Source organism: Gryllotalpicola sp. CP2-P1 (assembly GCF_057512245.1).
In genome coordinates this window covers 1-1,522 of record NZ_JBLRDT010000356.1, presented here as the reverse complement: position 1 = coordinate 1,522, position 1,522 = coordinate 1, and the positions used below count along the sequence as shown (strand labels likewise).

1 protein-coding gene is annotated in these 1,522 nt (G+C 72.3%); it reads right to left on the bottom strand.

The annotated features are described in order from the left end of the window. Nucleotides 1–1,187: chorismate-binding protein (locus ACM2XV_RS15170; protein WP_487027544.1), on the bottom strand; the 1,187-nt coding region annotated here is incomplete at its 3' end. Between the last annotated feature and the right edge of the window lie 335 nt (nucleotides 1,188–1,522).

Genomic DNA, 1,522 nt, shown 5'->3' with positions numbered 1-1,522 from the left:
ACTTCGCCCTCCGGGGTCGAGTGCCGCACGAGCGTCGCCCCGGCCGGAACCTCGATGCGGCCGCCCTCGCCGAGGTATGCGGTGCGGATCAGGATCGGCGCATCGAGGGCGTAGCTGTGCCGGTCTCCATTCGGCTGCGCCGAGTCGACCAGCGATGCAGGCTGCGCCGAGTCGACCAGCGCGGCAGGCTGCGCCGAGTCGACCGGCGCTGCGCTCGGCTCGAAGAGCGCGAGCACGCCCGCGTAGTAGCCGCGCCCCTTCGGCTCGTGTCGTGCGATCACGGTGCAGGCGTTCTGCAGCGGCGAGCCCGTGACGGTCGGCGCGAACATCGTGCGCCGCAGGGCCTCGCGAACATCGAGCGAGGTGCGGCCCTCGAGCAGGTACTCGGTGTGGGTGAGGCGCGACATCTGCTTGAGATAGGGCCCGAGGATGCGGCCGCCCGCGGGGCATACCGCGCTCATCATCTTCATCTCCTCATCGACGACCATGAAGAGCTCCTCGCTCTCCTTCACGTCGGCGAGGAAGTCGAGCACGCCGGCGCGGGTGGGGCCGCCCGCGGGGTGCCGGTAGGTGCCGCTGATCGGGTTCATCATCGCGACGCCGTCGCGCACCGAGAGGTGGCGCTCGGGGGTCGCCCCGACCATCGACAGCGCGCGGCCGCCGGGCAGGTGCACGGCGAACGTCCAGTACGCACCCGACTCGTCGGTGAGCAGGGCGCGGAACCACGACAGCAGGGCGGGTACGGCCGGGGCATCCGTATGCCCCACGAACGAGCGCTTGACGACGAAGTTGGCGCCCTCGCCCCGCCCGATCTCGTCGTCGATCACCCGGCGCACGATGCGCGCGTACTCCTCATCGGGCACGTCGAACCCCTGCGCCTCCGCGGGCGCGGGCACGGCGGGCAGCGCGGCGAGCACGTCGAGCAGGGGCATCCGCTCGCTCTCGCTGACGATCAGGCTGCGCAGCGGCGCGCCGTCGTCGTGCGCGGCGAACCCGCGCTCGCGCACCTGCCGGAACGGCACGGCCGAGAGCACGGGTCGCCCGTCGAGGGGGATGTCGGCGAGCCGGTCGACGTCGACGACCTCGCCGGTGAGCACCTCGACGTCGGGGCCGCCGTGGCGGCGCAGCAGCGCGAAGGGGAGTTCGCCGTCTGAGGCGGCGATGCGTGAGAGCAGGGGGTGGTCCATGGCAGTCCTCGTGGTCTGCCGCCGGTCGGGACCTTCGCCCCGCTACGCGAAACGACCGCCCCGAGAGGCGGTCGTCGTGTGGTCACGCGTCGGCTCGCCTAAGAGGCGAGCCACCAGTTCTGGGCGAGGCGCGTGTGCATGCCAGGGACAGTAGCACGGTCGGGATAGCCTGCGCACATGTCGACGCCCCACCACCCCGTCGGCCGCAGATCAGCCGCCGTCTACCGGCGTCGACGCCTCATGGTGCTCCTGATCCTGCTCGCGATCATCGCGGGCGTTCTGCTGCTCATCTTCCGCCCGGGCTCCGGGGGTCCCGCGACGGCCGGCGACGGCGG